We start from the raw sequence: 25,172 nt of genomic DNA on the forward strand, positions 1-25,172 counted from the left end.
CCTTTTGCAGGACTCTATTTAATTAACCCAGTTCCTTGACCAGCTGAGGAACAACCTCGAACAGGTCGCCCACGATGCCGTAGTCGGCAACGGAGAAGATAGGCGCTTCAGGGTCTTTGTTCACAGCGACGATAACCTTGGAATCCTTCATGCCAGCCAAGTGCTGGATCGCGCCGGAGATACCGACGGCGATGTAGAGGGACGGAGCAACGATCTTGCCGGTCTGGCCAACCTGCCAGTCGTTCGGCACGAAGCCTGCGTCCACTGCCGCGCGCGATGCGCCCATGGCGGCATTCAGCTTGTCGGCCAGCGGTTCCAGGATCTTGAAGGCGTCAGCGGAGCCCATGCCGCGGCCGCCGGAAACGATGATCTTGGCAGCGGTCAGTTCTGGACGGTCCGACTTGGCCACTTCGCGGCCAACAAAAGCGGACTTGCCGAAATCGCCAACGGCAGCCACGGTTTCGACGGCAGCGGAACCGCCTTCAGCGGCAGCGTCGAAACCGGTGGTACGTACGGTGATCACTTTGACCTTGTCCGACGATTGCACGTAGGCGATCGCGTTACCGGCGTAGATCGGGCGCTCGAAGGTGTCCGGCGTGTCAACCTTGGTGATTTCGGAGATCTGTGCCACGTCCAGCTTAGCAGCGACGCGTGGCAGGATGTTCTTGCCGTAAGCGGTAGCAGGAGCCAGGATGTGCGAGTAGGCACCAGCGATCGCCAGGACCTGCTCGGAGACGTTTTCCGCCAGGCCGTCGGCGAAGTGGGCTGCATCAGCGTGCAGCACTTTGGTGACGCCGGCGATTTTCGCGGCAGCAGCAGCGGCGGCGCCGGCATTGGAGCCGGCAACCAGCACGTGGACTTCGCCTGCGCACTTGGCGGCGGCGGTAACGGTGTGGAGGGTGCTGCCCTTCAGGGATGCGTTGTCGTGTTCTGCGATGACGAGTGCGACCATGATTGAGTTCCTAGAGTATTCGGTGAATTAGATGACTTTAGCTTCGGTGCGCAGCTTGGACACCAGGGTCGCTACGTCAGGCACTTTGATACCAGCGGAACGCTTGGCAGGTTCGGCCACTTTCAGGGTTTTCAGGCGTGGAGTCACGTCGACGCCCAGGTCTTCCGGCTTGACGGTCTCCAGCGGCTTCTTCTTCGCCTTCATGATGTTAGGCAGGGTCACGTAGCGTGGCTCGTTCAGGCGCAGGTCGGTGGTCACGATCGCTGGCAGTTGCAGCGCCAGGGTTTCCAGGCCGCCGTCCACTTCGCGGGTCACGGTGACTTTGCCGTCGCCCAGTTCAACCTTCGAAGCGAAGGTCGCCTGCGGCCAGCCCAGCAGCGCAGCCAGCATCTGGCCAACCTGGTTGGAGTCGTCGTCGATCGCCTGCTTGCCCAGGATGATCAGCTGCGGTTGCTCTTTGTCGGCAACGGCCTTCAGCAGCTTGGCCACGGCCAGCGGCTCCAGCTCAACGCCGGTTTCGATCAGGATGCCGCGGTCGGCGCCGATCGCCATGCCGGTACGCAGGGTTTCCTGGCACTGCGCCACGCCAGCGGACACCGCAACCACTTCGGTTACTTTGCCAGCTTCTTTCAGGCGGGTCGCTTCTTCCAGTGCGATTTCGTCGAACGGGTTCATCGACATTTTGACGTTGGCGATATCTACGCCAGTGCCGTCGGATTTGACGCGCACTTTCACGTTGAAGTCGACGACGCGCTTGACAGGTACCAGGACTTTCATAGGTGTGCCTTTGAAAAAGTGATAAGTAAAATGAATGGGCTAGATTATATTGGAATTCGGTATCACTTACCGAATAAAAGCACGGTCGTGCGTTTTTTTGATACAATCCGGCGCCGAAAATCAGCAACCGGTAGCATACCGCAAAAACTTATTTGCGGCGCATCAAAAAGGTAAATTCAGTTCCCTGCTGGATGTGGGACAACAATGCGTTGCCAGTCTGCTTGGCAAAGGCCTGGAAGTCGCGCACCGAACCTGGATCGGTTGCCACGATACGCAATACCTGGCCGCTTTCCAGTTCCGCCAAGGCCTTCTTGGCTTTCAGGATAGGCAGCGGGCAATTCAAGCCACGCGCATCGAGGTCCTTATGAAATTCCATGGTTTCGGACTCGAGAGTAAGAGTTTCGCTCATCAATATCTCGCTTCTGTACTACTGGTTCCGACATACTACTCCAATTTCGGGCCTGTGACGCACTGCACCAAAATAGTTAATGTTGCGTTGCAAAATTCCAACGACATTGCAGTATGGGAAAGACCCGCCCTAGCAAGCGCGGGCCTTAGCAGCTCTTAGATACGCGACTCCACCCATGCTGCAACGCCACCGAGCGCACCAGGCAATGCGTCCGGATTGGTACCGCCGGCCTGCGCCATATCAGGGCGGCCACCACCCTTGCCGCCCACTTGCTGTGCAACGAAGTTGACCAGCTCGCCTGCCTTGACCTTGCCGATGGAGTCCGCGGTCACGCCGGCGATCAGGCTCACCTTGCCGTCGTTGACGGAGGCCAGCACGATGGCGGCGGACTTCAGCTTGTCCTTCAGCTTGTCCATGGTTTCGCGCAGTGCGGTCACGTCGGCGCCTTCCATGGTCGCCGCCAGGACCTTCAGGCCCTTGACGTCGACAGCCTTGTTCACCAGCTCATCGCCCTGGCCGGAAGCCAGCTTGGACTTCAACGCCGCCAGTTCTTTTTCCAGCGACTTCACCTGGTCCTGCACGGCAGTAATCTTGGAGGTCAGTTCTTCAGGGTTGGACTTCAGCACGGCAGCGGCTTCGTTCAGCTTGCGGGCCATGCCTTGCACCAGCGCCAGCGCGCCTTCGCCGGTCACCGCTTCCACGCGGCGGATGCCGGCAGCAACGCCGCCTTCCGACACGATCTTGAACAGGCCGATGTCGCCGGTACGGTGCACGTGCACGCCGCCGCACAGCTCTTTCGAGGAACCGATGTCCATGACGCGCACTTCGTCGCCGTACTTCTCGCCGAACAGCGCCATCGCGCCGTGCTTCACGGCGTCGTCGAAGGACATATTGTGCGACTGGGTCGCAACGTTGGCCAGGATCTCGGCGTTGACGATGGCCTCCACCTTGGCGATTTCCTCGGCGGTCATCGGCTGCGTATGGGAGAAGTCGAAACGCGCCTTGTCCGGGTCAACCAGCGAGCCCTTCTGCGCCACGTGGGAACCCAGCACTTCGCGCAGGGCTTTGTGCATCAGGTGGGTCGCCGAGTGATTACGGATGGTGCGGCCGCGCGAATGCTGGTCCACTTCCGCGCCGACAGCATCGCCCACTTTCAGCGAGCCCTGCTCCACTACGCCGTGGTGGCCGAAGACGTCCGCCTGGATCTTCAGCGTGTCTTCCACGGTGAAGCGGCCGGTCGCGCCGGTGATCAGGCCCTGGTCGCCCACCTGGCCGCCGGATTCGGCGTAGAACGGGGTGGTATCCAGGACGACGATGCCCTGCTCGCCCGCTTTCAGTTCCTGCACCGGTGCGCCGTTGGCGTACAGGGCGATCACTTTCGAGTTGTGCAGCAGCTGGTCGTAGCCGACGAATTTGTTCTTCTCGCCGGAGTATTCAACGTTGGCCGCCATCTTCTTGAACTTGCCGCCTTCGCGCGCCTTCTGCTTCTGCGCTTCCATGGCGACGTTGAAACCAGCTTCGTCCAGCGTGACTTCGCGTTCGCGGCAGATGTCGGCGGTCAGGTCCAGCGGGAAGCCATAGGTGTCGTACAGGGTGAACGCGGTCGCGCCGTCCAGGTTCTTCGGATCCTTGGCCAGCTGCGCTTCCAGGATCTTCATGCCGTTTTCCAGCGTCTCGCCGAAGCGCTCTTCTTCCGCCTTCAGCACTTGCGCCACGCGGTCCTTGGCTTCCGCCAGCTCAGGGTAGGCGGCGCCCATTTCCTTGTTCAGGTCTTCCACCAGCTTGTAGAAGAAGGCTTTCGACTGTCCCAGCTTGTGGCCGTGGCGCAGCGCGCGGCGGATGATGCGGCGCAGGACGTAGCCGTGGCCTTCAGGGCCAGGGATGATGCCGTCGACGATCATGAACGCAGCGGCGCGGATGTGGTCAGCGATGACGCGCAGGGACTTCGATTCCAGGTCGGTCGCGCCGGTTTCGCGCGCAGCAGCCTTGATCAGGGCCTGGAAGGAATCGATCTCGTAGTTCGAGTGCACGTGCTGCAGGACAGCGGCCAGGCGCTCCATGCCCATGCCGGTATCGACGCAAGGCTTCGGCAGCTTGTGCATCACGCCTGCTTCGTCGCGATTGAACTGCATGAACACCAGGTTCCAGATTTCGATGAAGCGGTCGCCGTCTTCCTCGGCCGAGCCTGGAGGGCCGCCCCAGATGTCGGCGCCGTGGTCGTAGAAGATCTCGGTGCAAGGACCGCAAGGGCCGGTGTCGGCCATCTGCCAGAAGTTGTCCGACGCGTAGCGCGAACCCTTGTTGTCGCCGATGCGGATGATGCGCTCTTTCGGCACGCCGATTTCATTGGCCCAGATGTCGTAGGCTTCGTCGTCTTCGATGTAGACGGTAACGGTCAGCTTTTCGGCCGGCAGGCCATAGACCTTGGTCAGCAGCTCCCACGCGTACTGGATCGCATCGCGCTTGAAATAGTCGCCGAAGCTGAAATTGCCCAGCATCTCGAAGAAGGTGTGGTGACGCGCGGTGTAGCCGACGTTTTCCAGGTCGTTGTGCTTGCCGCCGGCGCGCACGCAGCGCTGCACGGTGGTGGCACGGGTGTATGGGCGGGTATCCTGGCCCAGGAACACGTCCTTGAACTGCACCATGCCGGAGTTGGTCAACAGCAGGGTTGGGTCGTTGCCTGGCACCAGCGGGCTGGAACGGACAATCGTGTGACCCTTGGATTCGAAGAATTTCAGGAACTTTTCGCGAATTTCAGCAGATTTCATGTCGTAAAAGGTAGGTTGCAGGCTGGTGCAAAGGGTTGATTATACGTGAACAGCCCGCCGTTGCGGTGGGCTGGGGCCTCTAAGGCCTCTATATGAAGTCGGGGCCGATCAGGTCGATGCGGTCGGTGCAGAAGCCGTCCACGCCCAGGGCGAGGATCTCGCGCGCGCGTTCCGGCGTATTGACGGTGTAGCAAAACAGTCCCAGGCCCGCCGACTTGACGGCCTTTGCCTGCTCCGGCGTGAGGTATTTGTGGTTGGTGTGGATCGCCACGGCGCCCAGTTCGCGCGCTGTTTCCAGCCAGTTGACAGGAATTTTATCGAAAAGACAAGCCCGCGGAAGGTCGCGCGCCGCATCGCGCGCCGCTGCCAAAGCCGTCATGCTGAAGGACGACAGCAAAGGCAACTGCGCCGGCTCTCCCGCCGCCACTTCCGCAGCAAAGCGCGCACGCGCGGTGTGCGCCACCCAGCGTCCGGTCGCCTCGTCATGCCCCTCGGCCGGCTTGATCTCGATATTCATCCAGATCTTGTGCTCTTTGCAGTAATCGACCCATTCCAGGAACAGCGGCACTGGCTCGCCGCGGAACTCGGGGCCGAACCAGCGGCCCGCATCCATCTTCGCCAATTCAGCCGCCGTGAAATTGGGCACATAACCATCCCCATAAACGGTGCGCCCGAAATGCGGATCATGCATCACCACGCCGATGCCATCGGAGGACAGCATGACGTCGAATTCCACCGCACGGAAACCATAGGCCAGGCCAGCACGCAAGCCGGCGATGGTGTTCTCCGGAGCGAGCGTGCCGCCTCCGCGATGCGCAACGATTTTAGGGTATGGCCACATGGATTGAGACACTAACACGGTTGGATGCGTTAAGCTAACGCTCCCTGAAAACAGTAGGAAGAAGACAACATGACCCCGAAGGCCCTTGGACACATCCGAGTACTGGACTTAAGCCGCGTACTGGCCGGCCCCTGGTGCTCGCAGAACCTCGCCGACCTGGGCGCGGACGTGATCAAGATCGAGCGTCCTGGCAGCGGCGACGACACCCGCGCCTGGGGTCCTCCCTACGCCAAGGACGAAAACGGCGCCGACACGACCGAAGCGGCCTACTACTTGTCCGCCAACCGCGGCAAACGCTCGGTTACCTGCGATATTTCCAAGCCAGAGGGCCAGGCCCTGATCCGCGAACTGGCCAGGCACGCCGACGTGGTACTGGAGAACTACAAAGTCGGCCAGCTGAAAAAATATGGCCTGGACTACGAATCGCTGAAAGCCGTGAAGCCCGACCTGGTCTACTGCTCCGTGACCGGCTTCGGCCAGGATGGCCCCTACGCCCACCGCGCCGGCTACGACTTCCTGATCCAGGGCATGGGCGGCTTGATGTCCGTGACCGGCGAGCGCGACGACCTGCCTGGCGGCGGCCCGCAAAAAGCCGGCGTAGCGCTGACCGACCTGATGACCGGCATGTACTCCACCATCGCCATCCTCGCCGCGCTGACCCACCGCGACCGCACCGGCGAAGGCCAATACATCGACATGGCGCTGCTGGACGTGCAGGTAGCGATGCTGGCCAATATGGGCTCCAACTACCTGAATAGCGGCAAAGCGCCCAAGCGCTGGGGCAATGCGCACGCCAACATCGTCCCCTACCAGACCTTTGCCTGCGCCGACGGCTACATCATCGTCGCCACCGGCAACGACGGCCAATACCAGAAATTCGTCGAAGTGGGAGGCCGCCCCGATCTCGCCACGCACGAGCGCTACGCCACCAACCCCCTGCGCGTGAAGAACCGCGACGAGCTGGTGCCGATCCTCGCCGAGATGGTGAAGCAGAAACCGCGCGACTGGTGGATCGAAGAACTGGAAGCAGTCGGCGTACCCTGCGGCCCGATCAACGACCTGCACGACGTATTCAAGAATCCACAAGTACAAGCGCGCGGCATGATGATCGAAACGCCGCACCCGACCGCCGGCAAGGTAAAACTGGTTCGCAACCCGATGCGCCTGAGCGCCAGCCCCGCCGAAACCGACATGGCCCCGCCCCTGCTCGGCCAGCACACCGACGAAGTACTGCGCGAAGTGCTCGGCCACAGCGACGCCGAGATCGCCGCCCTCCGCGCCAAAGGCATCCTCTAAGCCAATACGGCCGAGCCCGTGTCCCACCTTGGGGTCACACCCGTTTTGAGACACGGGCTCTTCCGTAGCACAGTAGAGTTCGTGTCCCATTTCGGGTGTGACCCCAGGGTGGGACACGGGCTCGTGTGGTGCTGGTTTAGTGCAGGTGTTGCTTGAACTCCATTAGCTCGCGGTGCATGTGGTTGACGACTGCTTTCATTTCGGGGGTCACTTGCATGCGCTCGCTGGCGCAGACGCGGCGGGCGCGGGCGCCGAGCACTTCCATGTCGTCAACGAGTTGGGGAACGTTGGCGTAGTCTTCGCTCGCCAGCATTTCGCTGATGTCGTCGGAGCGGCGATCGAGCTTCTGGATGGTTTCGCGCAACTCGCCTGTCAGGTGGCGCTCGGCGGATAAGGCTTGCGCTGCCTGGCTGACTGCAATTTGAATATTGCTGAGCCTGATACGGATTTCCCTGTCGTGCAGCATGATGTTCTCCTAGCTCTAAACGGCACCCAATGTGCCGGTCGGACTTGGAGAAGCGTTGCGCCCGGCGGTTCAATCACCCTGCCTCGGCTTTGATCTGGCTCAACGTTGGTGCGATTGGCGTCAACTTCCGCAGGTGCAGTGCAATGGCAACCGCTCCCAGCAGACAGCTTCCCAGCAGCATCACTACGCCTGCCCAGCCCGCCCGGCCCCACAGGATGCCGGCGGCCCAGCCAATCACGCTCGATCCAAGGTAGTAGAAGAACAGGTACAGCGCGGAAGCGAGCGCCGCACCGCGCGCACGGCGGCCAACCCAGCTGCTTGTCATCGAGTGTGAGGCGAAAAAGGCGAAGGTGAACAAGGCGAGGCCGGCAATGACCAGGGGCAGCCAGCTGGACAGCGTGAGCGCGATGCCGCCAAGCATCAGGCTCAGCACCAGGTACAGCACGCCCTTGCGGCCGTATCGGTCGGCCAGCTTGCCGGCCCATACCGAGCTGAAAATCCCCAGCAAGTAAAGGAAGGAAATGCCGCCGACCACGCTTTGCCGCAACTGGAACGGCGACGCCAGCAGGCGATAGCTGATGTAATTGTAGGCGCTGACCATGCAGCCCATCAGGAGGAAGGCGAGCGCAAACAGCCATGGCAGGCCGTCATCGGACAAATGCTTGCGCGCATTCTGCGGCAGCGCGCGCCAGCCGCCAGCCGAGGCGCGGAAGCGGCGCGATTCCGGCAGGCTGCGCCAGAATTCGGCGGCAGCCAGCACGCCGGCCACGCCCATCGCCACCAGGGCCACGCGCCAGGAGAAGAAGTCGCTCAGTACGGACGTCACCATGCGTCCCACCATGCCGCCGAAGGCGCTGCCGCTGATATATAAACCCATCGACAAGCCCAGCGATTCGGCTTCGATCTCCTCGGCCAGGTAAGCCATGGCCACGGCTGGCATGCCGCCGAGGGCTACACCGAGCAGGACGCGCGCGGCCAGCAGCTGCCCGTAGCTGTCGGCCAAGGCGCACAGCAAGGTCATGACGGCGGAAATGGCCAGCGCTGCCACCATCAGTGGCTTGCGGCCGTAGCGGTCCGAGATGGCGCTCGATGCCACCAGCGACACCGCCATCGCGGCAGTCGCCAAGGAAAGCGAGAGGCTGCTCTTCGCCGGTGTCAGCGCGAATTCGTGGGAGAACAGCGGCATCAATGGCTGCACGCAGTACAACAGTGCGAAGCAGGAGAAGCCGCCAAAGAACATGGCGCGATTGGTGGGGTGGTAGAGGGCTTTCATCGTGAATTCATCTTAGGATTGCCCTGTATTACTGTCCAATATATATTTGAAGCGTTATTAATCGCTTTTAAATATTATGGAATTACGTCACCTGCGCTACTTCGTGGCCGTCGCTGAGGAGCTGAGCTTCACCCGCGCGGCGGAACGGCTGCATATCGGCCAGCCTCCCCTCTCCCAGCAAATCCAGGCGCTGGAGGCTGAAGTGGGGGCGCGCCTGTTCGACCGCAGCAAGCGCTGGGTGCGGCTGACTGAAGCGGGCAAATTGTTTCTGGAGGATGCGCGGTCGATCCTGGCGCAGTCGGACCGCGCGGCGGAACGGGCAAGGCGCGCGCAGCGTGGCGAGGCGGGCGAGCTGCGGGTGGGCTTTACTTTTTCGACGCCGTTTACGCCGCTATTCGCGCGCACCATCCGCCGCTATCGGCAGCTTTATCCGCACGTGGCGCTCACGCTGCATGAAATGACGACGCTGCATCAGCTGGATGCGATCGAGGCGCGCAAGCTGGATCTGGGTTTCGTGCGGCCGCCGGAAGTGGCATTGCCGGAGCAACTGACGCTGACCACCTTGCGGCGTGATGCTTTGCTGCTGGTGCTGGCGAGCGATTCGCCGCTGGCGCGCAAGCGCAAGGTGAAGGTCGCGGATTTGGCGGAGCTGCCGTGGGTGATGTATCCGAAGGAGTCGGGTGTGGGCATTAACCATGCGATCCTTGGCATGTGCCGCGCGGCGGGCTTTGTGCCAGAAGTGGCGATGGAGGCGGGGGAAGCGGCGACCATCATCGGACTGGTTGCGGCGGGGATCGGGGTGTCCGTGCTGCCGTCGCCTTTCCAGGCGATGCACCTTGAAGGAGTGGTGTTTCGGCCGCTGGATGATGCCGGGGCGGTGACGTCTTTGCAACTGGCGCAGCGGCGGGCTGGTGGCGGGGCGCTGGTGGAGGCGTTTGTAAAGGTGGCGCTGGAGGAAAACCGGTAAACCGATGTCTGACCCGCAGGGTCGGACATCTTCTGTGCACCGGCCGCAGGCATCGACGGCCATCCGGTTGGTTTACCGGTTTTCAGTCGTAATCGGCATCGAGCTCGGAGCCAGCGTAGTTTTCAAGCTCCGTCCACAACGTCTTCATCGCAAACCGCCCAGGCAGCTTCTGCAGCACCGTGCACGACTTGCGGTACAAGTCGATCCGGTTCAGCAGCACCGGGCGGTGCTGCTCCGGCACAGCAGCCACCAGCGCTTCAAACCCCGCCTCATAATCCGGCTTGGCCTTGCGCACAGCCTTCACGAAACGTTCGAACTCTTTCTGCCCGGTGCGTGCAACGATACGTCCGCCGCCTTCCACCGCGAAGATGATCGCCAGGGCGATCACGCCTTCCGCATTCAGGTCGGGGTCCTTGATCGCGCCTTCCGCGTTATGGCGGCGCAGCCAGTTCGCCAGCCGCACCACGGCCTGCACTTCCTGCCGCTGCTTCAACTGGGTCTGGTATTTGGCAGGACCATCCCAGTTCGCCCCGGGCTCGGTGAAGCAGATATCGAAGAACAAATCCCGCAAGCGGCGCTGCGCGTACATCGGGTCGCTGTCGTACTCACCGATCAGCGTATCTTCCGGCATCGCCGCCAGCTCCTTCAGCTGGCGGAAGCCCGCCTGGAAGGCCAGCTCCGCGCCCTGCTCCACCAGGAAGTCCAGCGCCAGCTCGTCGGAATCGACGGTCAGCACCTGCTCCAGGCCGAGCGACACGCCGCCAACGGTCAGGTTGACCGCTTTCTGGATGCCTTCCGCCGTGCGGTTGTTGGTGAACTTGTCCGCGACCATGGCCGTGATGCCGCTCAATTCTTCCGCCAGGATGACGGCCGCATCTTCGCGGTCATCGCCCGGCAGCAGCTTGATGGCGCGGGTCAGTCGTGGCAGGCTTTCTTTGACGAGTGCGGGCAGCATCAGCCGAAGATCCCCGTACCGATCGAGCGGCGTGCGCGTTCGCGGCCGGTGCCACTGCGGGTGGTCGGCACTTGCTTGCGCAGGCGGTACAGCAGCTCCTTGGTGGAGCGCTGCAGATGCTCTGGCTCTTCGTCCGGATCGTCGCTGAATTCCGCGTCGGCCAGGTCGGCGCTGTGGCGGAATTCAGGGAACAGTTCGAACAGCGCGCGGTCCCAGCCATCCTCGTTGGCCTGCGCCAGCGCGACCGCAACCGGCACGATGTCGTTGTCCGACGCGGTCTGGCCGGTCAGGTAGGCGCCCTTGGAGATCACCTCGCCCGCCACTTCCAGCACTTCTTTCGGCGCCAGCGAGAACAGGATTGCGAAGGCGGTGCAGCCCCAGTCGGTGGCCGATGCTTCCTTCAGCAGTTCGGCACGGCGCTCTTCGTCTTCGGTGCCGAAGACGACGCCGTGGATGTGCGCGAACAGCGATTCGGCAATACGCTCAGGATCGTCCTCGATCATGTCGTCGGGCCAGGTTGCGGCCAGGTAGGCCAGGCTTTCGGCCCACTGCTTTGGCGGCACGAGCAGCGTCGCCAGCGACATCTTGCCGCCGTCGAAGCCGGACATGTGCAGCGCGGTCACGTGCGGCGGCAGCTCCTGCAGCACTTCCACCACAGCCAGGTCGCCGTGTTGATCAGCCGCTTCGGCAAAGGCGCGCTCGGCATGCTCCAGGGAGCCTGCCAGAACGAGTTCGGTGACCTGCTTGCGAATGGCTGGCAGATTCTTGTCGGTCATGCTCAATCCTCCTGCTGGTCAAAGATGCCGGTGAAGTCGTCGGTTGCGACATCATCCGCGTAATCGTCTTCATCATCGCCCTCGTCGCCTTCGGCCAGGCGGTCGAGCGAAGTGTCCTCGTCGTCCCACATGCGCGGATGCTTGTGCAGCAGCGCCGTGATGATGGCCTGGCGCGCCAGGTCGGGGTGGTTCTCTTCCAGCGCTTCCAGCAAGCCTTCCGCTTTCGGGCAGGTGGCGGCGCCGAACACGCGGGCCGGGTCGCCGTACTCGAAGTCTTCAGCGTCGGCGAAAGCGGCCTTCGGGTCGTGGAATTCGATCACGTCCACGAGGGCGAAAGCCATCATGTTCAAATCGTCGATGCCGCCGCCGTTCACGTATTCGGTACGCAAGGCTTCAACCATCTTCTTGTAGTTCTTGTGGTCAGGCGGATCGCCGAGGATGCCCTCGATCTGCCCTTCCAGTTCGCGCGCCTGGTAGGCGAACTCTGGGTGTACTTTTCTCATTTGCTGCTACTTTCTGTTATTTCAGGCGGCGGGGATCGTCACGCCGTTGACGCTGAAGACGGAACGCCACTGCTGGTAGGCTTCCGCTTCCGGGTCGATGATGATGCGGTGGTGCACACTCTGGTTGTATTCCTCCCGCTTTTCGGGATCGGACAACACTTCGTAAGCTTTGACGATGGCCTTGAAGCGGGCGTCGGCGCCCGGTTCCTGGTTGCGGTCCGGATGGAAACGCATGGCCAGGGAACGGTAGACCTTCTTGATTTCCTCGTCAGAGGCATTGGGCGCGACACCGAGCACATTATATAAATTTTCCATATTGCAACTCCGGGCCGGTTTTTAAACGCGTAATTATGAATTATCCTATAAAATGCCCTGTTTACGCTGAATATCACCCTAAAACCGGTAAACCGGTGTCTGACCCGCAGGGTCGGACACCTCCAGGATCGACCGATAGCGGTTGCGCGGAATTACCGGTTTTAAAGACTAAAACATACATGAGCAACGAAAAAACCCACGCCCCAGCGCCTAATTTCCTGCGCAATATCGTTGAAGCCGACCTGGCCTCCGGCGCGCACACCCGCCAAGGCCTGCCACCAGTCATCACCCGCTTCCCGCCGGAGCCAAACGGCTACCTGCACGTCGGCCACGCCAAGTCCATCTACACCAACTTTGGCCTGGCGCGCGATTTCGGCGGCCGCTGCCACCTGCGTTTCGACGACACCAATCCTGAAAAAGAAGAACAGGAATACGTCGACTCGATCATGGACAGCGTCCGCTGGCTCGGTTTCGATTGGGACTACAAAGGCCCGGTCGGCGCCGGCAACCATTTGTACTTTGCGTCGGACTACTTCGACAAGCTGTATGAGATGGCCGAATACCTGATCAAGGTTGGCAAAGCCTACGTGGACAGCCAGAGCGCTGCCGACATGGCCGCCAACCGCGGCAACTTCACCACCCCTGGCACCAACTCGCCTTTCCGCAACCGCTCGGTCGAAGAAAACCTGCAGCTGTTCCGCGACATGAAGGCCGGCAAATACAAGGACGGTGAGCACATCCTGCGCGCCAAGATCAGCGAAGACGCCATGTCCTCGCCGAACATGAATATGCGCGACCCGGCCATCTACCGCATCCGCCATGCGCATCACCACCGCACGGGCGACAACTGGTGCATCTACCCGATGTACGACTACACGCACCCGATCTCGGATGCGCTGGAAAACATCACCCATTCGATCTGCACCCTGGAATTCCAGGACCACCGCCCATTCTACGATTGGCTGCTGGAAGTGCTTTCAGAAGGCGGCTTCTTCGCCAAGCCGGTACCGCACCAGTACGAATTCGCGCGCCTGAACCTGACCTATATCGTCACTTCCAAGCGCAAGCTGCGCCAGATGGTGGAAGAAGGCATCGTGGACGGCTGGGACGACCCGCGCCTGCCAACCATGGCCGGCATGCGCCGCCGCGGCTTCACCCCGGAAGGCATCCAGCTGATGTGCGAGCGCACCGGCGTGACCAAATCCGACGGCTGGATCGACTACAGCGTGCTGGAAGGCGCCGTACGTGAAGACCTGGATCCAAAGGCCCCGCGCGCCATCGCGGTGCTGCGTCCGCTGAAGCTGATCGTCGAAAACTTCCCGGAAGGCCAGTCGGTTGAATGCACCTCGCCGGTCCACCCGCACCATCCTGAGCTCGGCCACCGCACCTTCCCGTTCACCCGTGAACTGTGGATCGAAGAAGAAGACTTCATGGAAGTGCCGACCAAAGGCTACTTCCGCTTCACGCCGCCGGTGGGCGACCAGCCGGGCGCCCGGGTGCGCCTGAAGTACGGTTTCGTCGCTGAATGCACGGGCTACGACAAGGACGAAAACGGCAAAGTCACCGCCGTGCGCGTGAAGTATTTCGAAGACTCCAAGTCCGGCACACCGGGCGCCGATACCTACAAGGTCAAAGGCAACATCACCTGGGTCAGCGCCGAAGCCGCACTGGAAGCGGAAGTGCGCCTGTACGACCGCTTGTTCACCGAAGAAAAGCCGGACGCCGGCGGCAAGGACTTCAAGGAATTCCTGAACCCGAAAGCGCTGGAAATCGTCAAAGCCTACCTGGAGCCCGGCCTGAAGAATGCCTTGCCTGAACAGCGCTTCCAGTTCGAGCGGCACGGCTACTTCGTCGCCGACCGCGTGCTGTCGCAGCCAGGCAAGCCTGTCTTCAACCGCATCGTCACGCTGAAAGACAGCTGGGCCAAATAAACCAGCCTTTTGTGGACAAAAAGCCGCCTGCGGGGCGGCTTTTTTCATGTTGGTTTGATTTCAATCAAAGTGGTATTTTCACAACTTGACCTTGAATAGGGGAAATTCTTATAGTCAGGCAATGACCCGCCTTCAGTTCAGCTTGCACTCCTCCGCCAAGCCCGTGTGGTGGCTGGGTGTTGCGCTCTCGCTGGGCGTGGGCGCCACCCTCTATATGGTGGCAACCCGCTCGGTGGAGAGCGAGGCGCGCCAGCGTTTCCACAACCAGGCCCGCAATACCCAGTACAACATCAACACCAGCATCAAGGCCTACACCGACGTCTTGCGCGCCGCAGCGAGCTACTTCCAGGCCGGCGGCGACGTTACCCGGGAGAGTTTTCACCGCTACGTGCGCGGCCTGGACCTCGAGCACAACTACCCGGCCATCGACAACATCAACTTCGCCGAATATTACACGGAAGCGCAGCGGCCAGCCGCGGAGGCGCGCCAACACCAGTTGAACGACAAGCTGTATCCCGGCTACCGCCTGCACCCCGCCGGGCAGCGCCAGGAATATGCCGTACTGACCCTGATCGAGCCGCTGGAAGGATTCGCCGATCGCTATGGCCTCGATATCGCGGCCCGCCCCGGCGTGGCGGATGCACTGTTCACCGCGCGCGACCAGGGCACCATGAGCAGTTCCGGACAGCCTATTCCACTGCGCGGTGCGCCGAGCCACATCGGCATGGCGATGCGCATTCCCATCTACCGCAACAATATGCCAATGGCCACCGTCGGCCAACGGCGCGCGGCTTGTATCGGTTCGGTGGGCCTGGGCTTCAGCGTACCGCGCCTGGTCGAATCAGCTTTAGGGGAGATGCCGGTGCGTACGGTGCGCGTGACCTTGCGTGACGTTGTCTATGACGGCAGGCCGGGAGCATGGCTGTTCGACAGCCAGCCCGGCGCGGCCAGCGTGGACAGCGAGCATTTCGTCACCGAGCTGCCGGTGCAATTCCATGGCCGCACCTGGCAAGCGCAATTCAGCGTGCCGAAGCGCGAGCTGTATTCCCGCTTCGACCAGTTCCTGCCCACGCTGGCGGGCAGCATGGGCTTTGGCGCCAGCATGCTGATCTATGCGCTGTTCGTTACCCTTGCCTCTTCGCGCCGCCGCGCGGTGAAGATGGCGCGCGCCATGACACGCGAGCTGCGCGACAGCCAGGCGCGCCTGCAGCTGTCGCACCACCGCCTGCGCCGCCTGGCCGCGCACGCGGACCATATCAAGGAAGAGGAACGCAAGCGCATCGCGCGCGAGATCCACGACGACCTGGGACAGAACCTGCTTGCCCTGCGCATCGAGGCCGACATCCTCGCCACCCGCACCGAGAAAACCCATCCCCGCCTGCACGCGAGGGCGCGCGCTACGCTGCACCAGATCGACAACACGATTCGCAGCGTGCGCCAGATCATCAACGACCTGCGGCCGAATGTGCTGGACCTGGGCCTGTCGGCGGCCGTGGAATGGCAGATCGCGCAATTCCGCCAGCGCTCCGGCATCAAATGCGAATTCGTGGAAGACGCAGTGGCCGACCATGGCGTGGACGACCATTGCGCTACGGCCTTCTTCCGCGTGCTGCAGGAATCGCTCAGCAATATCCACCAGCATGCCGGCGCCAGCATCGTGCATGTTGAGCTGCACCAGTCGCACGGCATGCTGCGCATGACGATCAGCGACAACGGCATCGGCATCAATACCGCCAGCCGGCATAAGGCTGGCTCGTTCGGCCTGGTCGGCATCGAAGAACGCATCAGCCTGCTTGGCGGCAATTGCTCGATCAACAGCCTGACCCATGGCGGCACCACCGTCAGCATTGCCGTTCCCATCGGCTACCGCGTTGCCGCCGCCGAAGACATGCGTCTCAGCGCTTAGGTTTTTTCCCACGCGGTAGGAAAAGACCGCGCACTTGTTGATCCACATCAAACTCCCTTTCCTCTGCTCAGCAAAAATGCATTTGTAACATTTAACGGCGCGACAAGCTATTGATTTAAAAGGAGCTTCCACTGTGTTGTTTATGCCGCGCACGCTTGAATTGTTACTTGCATTAGCGGGGGCGAAGTCTATACTTGAGCTAGTTGATCTACATCAACATGTGTGTTCCCAACTCCGAGCACCTCAGATGCCTGGCACTACAACACCAGCCCCCTAGAACGGCGTCTTTTTCTCTCTCCGATCGTAAATTCGTTCTCTATAAAGGGATGTCACTCATGATTTCTGCTGAAAGCTTCAAGGCTATTGCCGACCTCGACCTCGAACCTATCAAGGTGAAACTGATGCACGTGGAATCTGGCGAAGGCTGGTCGCTGGAAAAGGTCAATGCTGTTGAATTCGAATACCGCCGCTTCCTGTATCTGATGAAAACCTTCCCCAACGAGCAGACTGCGCCATTGATGGATGTGGATATTTTCTGGCACTACCACATCCTCGATACGATGAAGTACTTCATTGATTGCGAGAATGTGTTCGGCTACTACCTGCACCACTTCCCATACATCGGCCTGCGCGGCGAAGATGATGAAGAAGCCCATGAGCGTGTCGGGAATCGCATGAAGGAGTTGTACGAAGAGACCTTCGGCGAGGACTATTTCCGTAGTGCGGTTGCCTATTCGGGCCGCGTCGCAGCACCTGCCGATGAAGCGCAAGTGGCCTACTCCGGCCGCCTCGCAGCGGAGGCAGGCGAGAAAGTCGCTTACTCGGGCCGTGTCGCCGCGGAAGCAGGCCCACAGGTAGCCTACTCCGGCCGCGTCGCCGCTGAAGCGGGCCCGCAAGTCGCGTACTCCGGACGCGTCGCCGTCGAGGCTGCGCCGCAAGTCGCTTACTCGGGACGCGTGGCAGCGGAAGCCGCACCAAAAGTGGCCTACTCGGGCCGCGTCGCCGCCGAGGCTTCGCCACAAGTGGCCTACTCCGGCCGTGTCGCTGCGGAGGCTGCACCGAAGGTCGCATACTCTGGCCGCGTCGCTGCCGAAGCTGCGCCACAAGTGGCCTACTCCGGCCGTGTCGCTGCGGAGGCCTCGCCGAAAGTCGCTTATTCCGGCCGTGTCGCTGTTGCCTACTCTGGCCGCGTAGCTGCGGAAGCCGCACCGAAAGTCGCCTACTCCGGCCGCGTGGCAGCCGAAGCGCAGACTGCCTACTCGGGCCGCGTGACGATGGAAGCGAAAACTGCCTACTCCGGCCGCGTAGCCGCCGAAGCGCAAACTGCGTACTCGGGCCGCGTGGCAGCTGAAGCGCAAACCGCGTACTCGGGCCGCGTAGCCGCCGAAGCCAAAACCGCCTACTCCGGCCGCGTGAGCGCCGAAGCCCAGGCAGCATCGCAAAACTTGTTCTACTCCGCCCGCCCACGCCTGGCAGCTGCCTGATCCAAACTCGGCGAGCAAATAAAAACGGCCGCCACCTGCTAGCAGGTGCGGCCGTTTTCTGCGTCTGGATGGATGCTTAGTGCGCCATCAGTTCACGCAGTTCGCGGATGCTGAAATCGCTGATTTCGTGCATGCGGATCAGGATGGTCGCGCCGATAGGCAAGGTGTTATGGCGGATCTTCGAGATCACAGGTGGCGCAACTTCCAGTGCACGGGACAGGGCGGCATCATTTTTCAGCTGCAGCTTTTCAATGATGGCATCCAGCACGCGGTTCGGATTGTAAGACGACGATGCAGTAATTTCTTTCAGAGAGCTCATGACTAGTACTTTTTCAATATGTTGCGTGGTCGCAACAAAATTATTGGCGGAATTTTCGACAAAGAGCGCCAGAAAAAGCCGTTATTGACGCAATTTTCGGCACACGGACGTAATCATACACCGATTTATTGCCGTTCGCTTAATGCGGGGCAACTGTCGTGAGATTTTGATAGATTCTAGCGCCAATAGCTGTGCTAGGAATTAAGGTAGTTTAACAAAAAGGCTACTTTTGGTCGTTTCTTGCCAAAGTAAAAGGCAAGCAGAGCCACGCAAATGTGACCCAGACCAGGGCTGGAGGGAGATACATCAAGGCTGCCGGCATGGGAGTGTACTCCGGCCGCCAGTCAAGGCGGCGCCTGATTTCCTCCGGCGAAGGTGGCGGCAGATGGGCATGGCCGCGCTGGGATAGGTAAACCCTGACTTGCTCCTTGGTGGGATGGCTGTACATGGCGCCCTCCTTGGCAGACTTTGGCACAAGATAGCGCCTGCAGCCTCACAAGCGCTTGATGCATCTCAAGGCAGCTGCAACATCCGGATACTGCAGCCGAACCTGTAACTCCTCCTTCAGGCGCCGATTCGTCAGCCTGCGCGATTCCGACATGAAGGACAACAGCGTCGGCGCCACCGCTTGCGCCAATGCGGCACGATCCAGTCGCGGTGGGCGCGGCAAGCCGAAATGATCGGCCACCATGTCGAAATAGTCCCCCATTTTGAGCTCCGTGTCATCTACCGCGTGATAGATGCGGTTGGCCGCGCCGCGCCTTAAGGCAGCCAGCACCACGCGCGCCAGGTCATCGGCATGGATATGGTTGGTGTAGACGTCATCTTCGGGGCACAAGGCCGGCGTGCCTTGCGCCAGCCGCTTGAGCGGCAGGCGGCCGGCGCCATAGATGCCTGGCACGCGCAGGATAGACAGCCGGCCCTGGGCCCGGCTCGCCCAGGCCCGCAGCACACGCTCCGCATCGACCCGCCGCAGCGCCCTGGCATTACGCGGCGCCACAGGCTGGGTTTCATCGACCATGCGCCCGCCCAGGTCGCCATACACCCCTGTGGTGCTCACATAAACCACTTGCGCCCGGTCAGGTAAAATGGCGGTCACATTGCGGGTGCGCCGGTCTTGAACGCCCTCGCCCGGCGGCGGCGCCAGGTGCACGATATGTTGCGCCAGCCCGGCCAGGCGGCGCAGCGATGCAGGCTGGTCCAGGTCGGCCAGCAGCGGCACGGCGCCCGCCGCACGCAATTCGGCAAAGCGCTCGCGCTGGCTGGTAAGGGCAAATACGCGGTATTGTTCGCGCACCAAAGGCAGCAAACGCATGCCCACATCGCCGCAACCGATGACCAGCAGGCGCGGCTTGTTGAATTTTTTACTGATTTCCATTTTTAAGATTGTATGTCTTTCCAAATTACTGTTCAGCCTAGCGGCCACCAATTCAGCTGCGAAGAAGACGAAACCGTCCTGGCCGCGGCCATGCGCGCCGGCGTCGGCCTGCCATACGGCTGCAAGAATGGCGCATGCAGCTCATGCAAAGGCAAGGTCGTGTCGGGCTCCGTCAGCCACAAGGCGCACCAGCGTCGCGCCCTGAGCGAGGAGGAGGAAGCGGCCGGCATGTCCCTGTTCTGCTGCGCCATCCCGCACTCGGACCTGGTGCTGCAAGCGCGCGAAGTGGTGGGCAGCGGCGAATTCCCGATCAAGAAGATGCCGACCCGCGTCAACGCGCTGGAAAAGATGGCGCCGGACGTGATGGTGCTGACGCTGCAGCTGCCGGCCAACGAAACCTTCCAGTACAAGGCCGGCCAGTACCTCGAATTCCTGCTGCGCGACGGCAAGCGCCGCGCCTACTCGATCGCCACCGCGCCGGAAGGCGGCGCGATCACCCTGCATATCCGCCACATGCCGGGCGGCCTGTTCACCGACCAGGTGTTCAGCACCATGAAGGAGCGCGACATCCTGCGCTTCGAAGGTCCGCTGGGCACCTTCTTCGTGCGCGACGATTCCGACAAACCGATGGTGCTGCTGGCATCGGGCACCGGCTTTGCGCCGATCAAGGCGATTGTTGAACATGAACGCGCCAGCGGCTCCAAGCGCCCGATGACGCTGTACTGGGGCGGCCGCCGTCCGCAGGACTTGTACATGGACGCGCTGTGCCGCCAGTGGGCCGCCGAAATCCCGCACTTCAGCTACGTGCCCGTGGTTTCCGACGCGCTGCCGGAGGAAGGCTGGACCGGCCGCACCGGCTTCGTGCACCAGGCGGTGATCGACGACCTGCCGGACATGTCGGGCTACCAGGTCTACGCCTGCGGCGCCCCGATCGTCGTCGAATCGGCCAAGCGCGATTTCGTCAAGGATTGCAAGCTGCCGGAAGAAGAGTTTTACGCCGACGCGTTTACTTCCGAAGCTGACCTTCAACAACCTTAAGTTCCACCCATGCGCTGCGCGCCATGGGGTGCGCAGCGCCCCATAGCACGCCAAACGTATGCCATCAAACGGTTTCGCAGTCCTCCGCCACCGCAACTTCGCCTTCTACCTGTCAGCTCGCCTGCTCGGCACCATCGCCGTGCAAATGCAGAACGTCGCCATCGGCTGGCAAGTCTACGCACAGACCAAGAATCTTTACTACCTCGGCATGATCGGCCTGGCGCAATTCGCGCCCTTCCTGCTGCTGATCCTGTACGCAGGCCACGCCGCCGACCGCTACAACCGCCGCAACATCATCGCCGCCTGCCTTGGCGCGCAGCTGGTATGCGGGCTGGCGCTGCTTGGCTACACGCACAGCGGCTTTGGTGCGGTATGGCCGATCTTCGCCGTGCTGGCGCTGTATGGCAGCGCGCGGGCCTTCATGATGCCGGCCACCCAGGCGGTGGTGGTGAACATGGTGCCGCCTGAAGAATTCAGCCGCGCTGTGGCGCTCGCGAGTTCCACCTTCCAGGTCGCCGTGATCCTTGGCCCGACACTGGGCGGCTTGCTGTACATCTCCGGCCCCGCCACCGTGTACACCGTCACCTCCACCATGCTGCTGCTGGCCGTGCTGCTGATGATGCTTACCCGGCCCGCTCCGCAAGCCACACGCAAGGAACCGGCGACCTGGCACAGTGTATTCGAAGGCCTGCGCTTCGTCTGGTCGCGTCCGATCATGCTGGGCGCTATTTCGCTCGACCTGTTTGCAGTGCTGTTTGGCGGCGTCACCGCCCTGCTGCCCGCGCTGGCGCATGACCTGCTGCACGTTGGCCCCAGCGGGCTTGGCCTGCTGCGCACCGCGCCAGGCGCCGGGGCCGCACTGTGCTCGATCGCCCTCGCCTTCTGGCCGATCACGCGCCGCGTCGGCGCATGGATGTTCGGCGGCGTTGCCGTCTTCGGCATCTGCACCGTGATCCTGGGCTTTACCACCAGCTTTACCGTCGCACTCGCCTGCCTGCTGCTGCTCGGCACCGGCGACATGATCAGCGTCTACGTTCGCCACCTGCTGGTGCAGTTCGAAACGCCGGACGAAATCCGCGGCCGCGTGAGCGCCGTCAACGCCGTGTTTATCGGCGCCTCCAATGAGCTGGGCGAATTCGAGTCCGGCATTACCGCCGGCTGGCTGGGCCTGACTCGCGCCGTGATCTTTGGCGGCTGCGCCACGCTGGCCGTGACCGGCATCTGGGCCTGGCGCTTCCCGATCCTGTCGCGCATGGACCGCTTCCCAAGCCACAAGTAGTACCATAGGAATGACATGGCCTACCACATGATCCGCAGCCGTCCGCATTTGAGCGCCGCCATTGCGATAGGCGCCGTGGCGGGCATACTCCTGCCCTCTTCCCTGAAGCCGCTGGTGCGCGCCCTGTCGGCGTGGGATATCGCGGTCTGGACCTACCTGGTCTCCATGGCCTGGATGATGATGCGCGCCGACCACCACGAAGTGCGGCGCACGGCCGCTCGCCAGGACGAAAAAGGTTCCGTCATCCTGGCCAGCCTGGTGGTTGCGACCGTCATGAGCATGGCAGCCCTCAGCACCGAACTGGCCAGCCTGCGCGACGTCGCAGTCAGCCAGCGTGGACCGCATTACGCCTTTGTGGTGCTGACGCTGGTGGGCTCATGGCTGATGGTCGGCACCTTGTTCTGCTTCCACTACGCCCACCTTTACTACAATGCGCGCGGCCACCAGCGCCCACTGGCCTTCCCCGGTGGCGAAACCCAGCCGGACTACTGGGATTTCCTCTATTTCTCCTTCACCATCGCAGTCGCCGCCCAGACTTCGGACGTATCGGTGCCCTCGGCCGCCATGCGCAGGCTGGTGCTGGGCCAGTCCGTGCTGAGCTTCTTCTTCAATCTTCTTATCCTGGGTTTATTTGTGAATATGGCGGCTTCGCTGATGTAGGCGTATGATGAAATCGCGTGGCAACACGTTTTGGTTAACAAACGGGAGCAGCATATGCAAATCAGTGTGAACACCGACAAAACCATCGAACGTACTGCAGGCCTGGACGACCATGTGAAAGAAGTGGTCAAGACTGCACTCCACCGGTTCGGCGAGCACATCGGACGCGTCGACGTCCACCTCAGCGAAGGCAATGCACAGAAGTCCTCTGACGGAGATATCCGCTGCATGATCGAGGCGCGCGTCAACGGCTACCAGCCGATTGCCGTGACCGACCACGAGGCAACCCTGCATCAATCCATCCACGGCGCAGCAGACAAGCTGCAACGGGCCATCGACAGCGCCTTGGGCCGCTTGAACGATGGCAAGCGCCACACTTCCCAGCCCAACTTTGAAGAGGCTGAGGAATAATCCTTAGCTTCCGGCAGCCAGCCCTTTCAGGTAGCGGATACCTTGCAGGGCACGGCTGCCGTACCAGGACATCATCTCCCCATCCACCAGTTGCACCGGCTTGCCGATCTGGCATTCCAGCGCATCCACGTGTTCTTCCGTGAAGCGGTAAGGCTCGGATGACAGCAGCACCTGGTCGATATCGCGCAGCAGCGCCTCATCCCATGTGAATGATGGGTAACGCTTGTCGCCCAATTCGGGAACCGACCAGCCGATCAGCGCCAGCATGCGGGCGATATAGGTATCGCGCGACACCGTCATCCAAGGATCTTTCCAGATGCAGTACAGGACACGCTGCGGGCTGCCCGGCTGCACCAGCGCCAGCTCGCGCTCAAATTCTGCGCACCAGGCATCCGCACGCTCCTGCGCGCAGAACACGCCGCCCATCAACTGCACCAGCGCCAGGTTATCGCGCGGATCGATAGGGTGCGTGACCACGATATTCGGCACGAACTCAGCCAGCTTGTCGACGGTGGGCTTTTCGTTCTCGTCGATGTTCACCACCAGGTGGGTCGGCGCCAGCTTGCGTATCTTCTCGATGTTGACATCCTTGGTGCCGCCCACTTTCGGGATGGCGCGTACGGTGTCTGCGGGGTGAATGCAAAAACCCGTGCGCCCAACCAGCTGCGGCGCCAATCCCAGATCGCAAAGAAGCTCGGTAATCGAAGGCACCAGCGACACGATGCGCGCGTTTGGAGCGGCCGCGTGTTGCGTGCCGAGGATATCGGTGTATTTCATGGGCGCTATTGAACCACACTTGGGCTATCATTAACACCTGTTGATACCGTAGTAAGAAAGTTCATCTTGAAACCGATTGGCGCCTTTGGCGCATCCGCATACCAGATCCAGTCCCTGCAACTTTTCCGCGGCGCCGACAGCCTGCGCATCGCACCGCTGCTGCAGGACTGCCCGATCGTGCAGGTCGAACAAGGCGAGGTGGTGACCGATCCTCAGCGCGCCCGCCTCTACATCGTCCTGCGCGGCGCGCTATCGGTTGCAGCCGATACCAGCACCGGCATGTCCGACGGCACCACGATCAGCAAAATCCTGCCCGGCGAAAGCGTCGGCGAACAGGCGGTGCTCGATGATGAAGCCAACCAGGCAAGCATCACCGCGCTCGAGCAAAGCGAATTGCTCGTCATCGAATCCGAACTGGCATGGCAGTTGATCGACGCAGCAAACGGCGTCGCCCGCAATCTGCTGCGCCTGCTGTCCTTCCGCATCCGCGCCGCCAATGCGCAGCTGCGGCGGCGCCAGAAGCTCGGCGAATTCTATCGCCAGCTGTCGATGGTGGACGGCCTGACCGGCCTGTATAACCGCGCCTGGCTGAACGACTTCCTGCCGCAGCTGGTCGCCAGCGCCCAGGCCACCGGCCAGCCGCTGTCGCTGATCATGCTCGACATCGACCACTTCAAGAAATTCAACGACAGCCACGGCCACTTGCAAGGCGACCAGGCCCTGCGCACCGCCGCGCAAGTCTTGACCGGCGCCCTGCGCCCAACGGATTTCGCCGTGCGCTACGGCGGCGAAGAAATGATGGTGGTGCTGCCTGACACGAACGTGCAGGTGGCAGAAGCAGTCGCCGTCCGCCTGTGCCAGCGCATGCGCGACGCCATCGTCTTCAGCGACATGCGCCAGCCGCTGCCGCACATCACCAGCTCCTTCGGCGTCGCCGCCCTCGCCCCGTCGCAAGACGAAACCTCCCTCATCGCCGCCGCCGACGCCGCCCTCTACCGCGCCAAGGAAAGCGGCCGCAACTGCGTCGAAGTCTCAAGATAAAAGTCGGGGGCAAAGCGAAAAAGGGGACGTACCCCTTTTTCGCTTTGCCCCCGACTTCTACGCGACCTTGCTGCCGGTCTGGGATTCGTCGGTGGAGGTGGACTGCCTTTGATTTGAAACAAAGGAATCCAGGCCCTTTTGCACCAGGTCGTAAGTCTTGTCGATGTTGGAGGCAATGTCGCCGTCCAGCACTTTCAGGCCTTTCAGGATGTCACGCGCTTCCTTAAAGCCTTTTTCAATGCCGCCCTTGATCGTATCCATGAAACTGTTCAGTGCGTCATCGCCCTTCAAATCAGTGTGCTGCTGCTGGAATGCGCTGAAGAAGGCGGTGGAGAGCGATACAATGCGCCCCGCCGTGCCTTCCGGCGTATTGTCCTGGCTCGCGGCGTTCTGGATCGCATCCGGCCCGAAGTCGGCCTGCAACTGCTCATTGATCGAGGTAATGGCCGATTTGTAGACCAGCGCCAGCGGGTCGTTCTCGGATTTCAGCGAAACTGAGGCCGATTCTTGCAGGATCGAAACGTTCAGCTGCATCTTGGCGCGGTTGGACGCCGAAATTGCCGTGTCATTGCTCGCTGTAGCGGGGGTGGCACGGGTGTTGACGGAAATGGGATTTGACACAACAGTCCTCCTTGCCTCAGCATTCGATA

At 61.6% G+C, this 25,172-nt stretch carries 25 protein-coding genes; 10 read left to right on the forward strand and 15 right to left on the reverse strand.

Going from position 1 to position 25,172, the window contains the following annotated elements; all coding sequences use genetic code 11:
- Nucleotides 1-22: 22 nt before the first annotated feature.
- From GM658_RS20505 to ugpQ, 5 genes are all read right to left on the reverse strand, one after another.
- On the reverse strand, nucleotides 23-952 hold the full coding sequence (locus GM658_RS20505; protein ID WP_155455927.1) for an electron transfer flavoprotein subunit alpha/FixB family protein: 930 nt from the start codon (nucleotides 950-952) through the stop codon (nucleotides 23-25).
- A 27-nt stretch (nucleotides 953-979) separates the two neighbouring features.
- Nucleotides 980-1,729 (reverse strand): electron transfer flavoprotein subunit beta/FixA family protein, encoded by a 750-nt coding sequence (locus GM658_RS20510; protein WP_155455928.1) that lies wholly within the window; start codon nucleotides 1,727-1,729, stop codon nucleotides 980-982.
- A gap of 148 nt (nucleotides 1,730-1,877) precedes the next feature.
- Complete coding sequence (locus GM658_RS20515) at nucleotides 1,878-2,105, reverse strand: sulfurtransferase TusA family protein (RefSeq protein ID WP_055936746.1); 228 nt, start codon at nucleotides 2,103-2,105, stop codon at nucleotides 1,878-1,880.
- A gap of 188 nt (nucleotides 2,106-2,293) precedes the next feature.
- Nucleotides 2,294-4,906 carry an alanine--tRNA ligase gene (alaS, locus tag GM658_RS20520; protein ID WP_155455929.1) on the reverse strand — a complete coding sequence of 871 codons (2,613 nt, stop codon included), beginning with the start codon at nucleotides 4,904-4,906 and terminating at the stop codon, nucleotides 2,294-2,296.
- An 88-nt stretch (nucleotides 4,907-4,994) separates the two neighbouring features.
- Entirely contained in the window at nucleotides 4,995-5,747 is a 753-nt protein-coding gene (ugpQ, locus tag GM658_RS20525; protein WP_155455930.1) for a glycerophosphodiester phosphodiesterase, read from the reverse strand.
- 69 nt (nucleotides 5,748-5,816) lie between these two features.
- On the opposite strand from ugpQ, the gene GM658_RS20530 reads away from it, so the two are divergent.
- Complete coding sequence (locus tag GM658_RS20530) at nucleotides 5,817-7,043, forward strand: CaiB/BaiF CoA transferase family protein (protein WP_155455931.1); 1,227 nt, start codon at nucleotides 5,817-5,819, stop codon at nucleotides 7,041-7,043.
- Between the two features lie 136 nt (nucleotides 7,044-7,179).
- Here GM658_RS20530 and GM658_RS20535 read toward each other — a convergent pair whose 3' ends face one another.
- Both GM658_RS20535 and GM658_RS20540 read right to left on the reverse strand, forming a co-directional pair.
- On the reverse strand, nucleotides 7,180-7,509 hold the full coding sequence (locus tag GM658_RS20535; RefSeq protein WP_155455932.1) for a hypothetical protein: 330 nt from the start codon (nucleotides 7,507-7,509) through the stop codon (nucleotides 7,180-7,182).
- Between the two features lie 73 nt (nucleotides 7,510-7,582).
- Complete coding sequence (locus GM658_RS20540; RefSeq protein WP_155455933.1) at nucleotides 7,583-8,782, reverse strand: MFS transporter; 1,200 nt, start codon at nucleotides 8,780-8,782, stop codon at nucleotides 7,583-7,585.
- Nucleotides 8,783-8,858: 76 nt separating this feature from the next.
- On the opposite strand from GM658_RS20540, the gene GM658_RS20545 reads away from it, so the two are divergent.
- Nucleotides 8,859-9,749, forward strand: coding sequence for a LysR family transcriptional regulator (locus GM658_RS20545; protein ID WP_155455934.1), 891 nt, complete (start codon nucleotides 8,859-8,861; stop codon nucleotides 9,747-9,749).
- A gap of 82 nt (nucleotides 9,750-9,831) precedes the next feature.
- On the opposite strand, the gene GM658_RS20550 is transcribed toward GM658_RS20545, so the two are convergent.
- The 4 genes from GM658_RS20550 to GM658_RS20565 are packed head-to-tail and all read right to left on the reverse strand — an operon-like array spanning nucleotide 9,832 to nucleotide 12,298.
- Complete coding sequence (locus tag GM658_RS20550) at nucleotides 9,832-10,704, reverse strand: hypothetical protein (RefSeq protein WP_155455935.1); 873 nt, start codon at nucleotides 10,702-10,704, stop codon at nucleotides 9,832-9,834.
- Entirely contained in the window at nucleotides 10,704-11,480 is a 777-nt protein-coding gene (locus GM658_RS20555; protein WP_155455936.1) for a hypothetical protein, read from the reverse strand. Before GM658_RS20555 ends, GM658_RS20550 begins: the two co-directional genes overlap by 1 nt.
- A gap of 2 nt (nucleotides 11,481-11,482) precedes the next feature.
- A complete protein-coding gene (locus tag GM658_RS20560) occupies nucleotides 11,483-11,983 on the reverse strand; it encodes a hypothetical protein (RefSeq protein WP_155455937.1) in 501 nt (166 codons plus the stop codon).
- Between the two features lie 21 nt (nucleotides 11,984-12,004).
- Nucleotides 12,005-12,298, reverse strand: coding sequence for a DnaJ domain-containing protein (locus GM658_RS20565; protein ID WP_055936718.1), 294 nt, complete (start codon nucleotides 12,296-12,298; stop codon nucleotides 12,005-12,007).
- 179 nt (nucleotides 12,299-12,477) lie between these two features.
- On the opposite strand from GM658_RS20565, the gene GM658_RS20570 reads away from it, so the two are divergent.
- The 3 genes from GM658_RS20570 to GM658_RS29385 all read left to right on the forward strand — a co-directional run bounded on the left by GM658_RS20570 (nucleotide 12,478) and on the right by GM658_RS29385 (nucleotide 17,619).
- Nucleotides 12,478-14,229: a glutamine--tRNA ligase/YqeY domain fusion protein gene (locus GM658_RS20570; RefSeq protein ID WP_155455938.1), complete on the forward strand. Its 1,752-nt coding sequence runs from the start codon at nucleotides 12,478-12,480 to the stop codon at nucleotides 14,227-14,229.
- A gap of 121 nt (nucleotides 14,230-14,350) precedes the next feature.
- Nucleotides 14,351-16,135, forward strand: a complete 1,785-nt coding sequence (locus GM658_RS20575; RefSeq protein WP_155455939.1) for a CHASE domain-containing protein — start codon at nucleotides 14,351-14,353, stop codon at nucleotides 16,133-16,135.
- Nucleotides 16,136-16,470: 335 nt separating this feature from the next.
- Nucleotides 16,471-17,619, forward strand: a complete 1,149-nt coding sequence (locus GM658_RS29385) for a glycine-rich domain-containing protein (RefSeq protein WP_229416992.1) — start codon at nucleotides 16,471-16,473, stop codon at nucleotides 17,617-17,619.
- A gap of 76 nt (nucleotides 17,620-17,695) precedes the next feature.
- Here the strand turns inward: GM658_RS29385 and GM658_RS20585 are convergent, their stop codons facing one another.
- Both GM658_RS20585 and GM658_RS20590 read right to left on the reverse strand, forming a co-directional pair.
- Nucleotides 17,696-17,938, reverse strand: a complete 243-nt coding sequence (locus GM658_RS20585) for a hypothetical protein (RefSeq protein WP_028100598.1) — start codon at nucleotides 17,936-17,938, stop codon at nucleotides 17,696-17,698.
- 493 nt (nucleotides 17,939-18,431) lie between these two features.
- Entirely contained in the window at nucleotides 18,432-19,316 is an 885-nt protein-coding gene (locus GM658_RS20590) for an SDR family oxidoreductase (RefSeq protein WP_155455940.1), read from the reverse strand.
- A gap of 12 nt (nucleotides 19,317-19,328) precedes the next feature.
- Here GM658_RS20590 and GM658_RS20595 point away from each other — a divergent pair, with 12 nt between their 5' ends.
- The 4 genes from GM658_RS20595 to GM658_RS20610 are packed head-to-tail and all read left to right on the forward strand — an operon-like array spanning nucleotide 19,329 to nucleotide 22,704.
- Nucleotides 19,329-20,354 (forward strand): CDP-6-deoxy-delta-3,4-glucoseen reductase, encoded by a 1,026-nt coding sequence (locus GM658_RS20595; protein WP_155455941.1) that lies wholly within the window; start codon nucleotides 19,329-19,331, stop codon nucleotides 20,352-20,354.
- A 58-nt stretch (nucleotides 20,355-20,412) separates the two neighbouring features.
- Nucleotides 20,413-21,633: an MFS transporter gene (locus GM658_RS20600; protein ID WP_155455942.1), complete on the forward strand. Its 1,221-nt coding sequence runs from the start codon at nucleotides 20,413-20,415 to the stop codon at nucleotides 21,631-21,633.
- Between the two features lie 15 nt (nucleotides 21,634-21,648).
- Complete coding sequence (locus tag GM658_RS20605) at nucleotides 21,649-22,293, forward strand: DUF1345 domain-containing protein (protein WP_155455943.1); 645 nt, start codon at nucleotides 21,649-21,651, stop codon at nucleotides 22,291-22,293.
- Between the two features lie 54 nt (nucleotides 22,294-22,347).
- The gene (locus GM658_RS20610; protein ID WP_155455944.1) at nucleotides 22,348-22,704 is read left to right on the forward strand and encodes an HPF/RaiA family ribosome-associated protein; all 357 of its coding nucleotides are present in this window, start codon (nucleotides 22,348-22,350) and stop codon (nucleotides 22,702-22,704) included.
- 3 nt (nucleotides 22,705-22,707) lie between these two features.
- Here the strand turns inward: GM658_RS20610 and GM658_RS20615 are convergent, their stop codons facing one another.
- The gene (locus GM658_RS20615) at nucleotides 22,708-23,481 is read right to left on the reverse strand and encodes a helical backbone metal receptor (RefSeq protein WP_155455945.1); all 774 of its coding nucleotides are present in this window, start codon (nucleotides 23,479-23,481) and stop codon (nucleotides 22,708-22,710) included.
- A gap of 66 nt (nucleotides 23,482-23,547) precedes the next feature.
- Here GM658_RS20615 and GM658_RS20620 point away from each other — a divergent pair, with 66 nt between their 5' ends.
- Nucleotides 23,548-24,522, forward strand: coding sequence for a GGDEF domain-containing protein (locus tag GM658_RS20620; protein ID WP_155455946.1), 975 nt, complete (start codon nucleotides 23,548-23,550; stop codon nucleotides 24,520-24,522).
- Between the two features lie 57 nt (nucleotides 24,523-24,579).
- On the opposite strand, the gene GM658_RS20625 is transcribed toward GM658_RS20620, so the two are convergent.
- Complete coding sequence (locus GM658_RS20625; protein ID WP_371865197.1) at nucleotides 24,580-25,143, reverse strand: DUF5610 domain-containing protein; 564 nt, start codon at nucleotides 25,141-25,143, stop codon at nucleotides 24,580-24,582.
- Nucleotides 25,144-25,172: the final 29 nt, after the last annotated feature.

This window comes from Massilia eburnea, from assembly GCF_009720745.1.
Taxonomy (GTDB): domain Bacteria; phylum Pseudomonadota; class Gammaproteobacteria; order Burkholderiales; family Burkholderiaceae_D; genus Rugamonas; species Rugamonas eburnea.